The organism is Ulvibacter sp. 2210JD10-4 (assembly GCF_058148525.1).
Genome location: NZ_JBYVJZ010000023.1, coordinates 1 through 286, shown reverse-complemented (window position 1 = coordinate 286; position 286 = coordinate 1). Strand labels below are relative to the sequence as shown.

Sequence of the window (286 nt, the reverse complement as noted above, 5' to 3'; positions counted from 1 at the left end):
GAAATAACCTCATTTGCAAAGGCAATTTTATCATGTATTGACTGAAATGTATAATCGTTATTTTTTCCTTTAAGAGCCACCAGCAAGTAATTCCCTTCCTTTAAATTGGTAAGTTCAAAAGTGCTGGTACTATCTTGTGTAGTAGTGATATACATGGGTTTTTCTGAAAAAATAACCGAATCTGTGAATGTTTCATCCACCTCATACAACATCACTGCATTAGGGATTTCAGGTTTTAATAATAATACGTCTTTTACAACACCGGAAAGTTTTAAACTATCTATAT

1 pseudogene is annotated in these 286 nt (G+C 32.2%); it reads right to left on the bottom strand.

The features are described from left to right. Nucleotides 1-286: pseudogene (locus ACY2RT_RS15330) on the bottom strand (hypothetical protein); the annotation flags it as partial.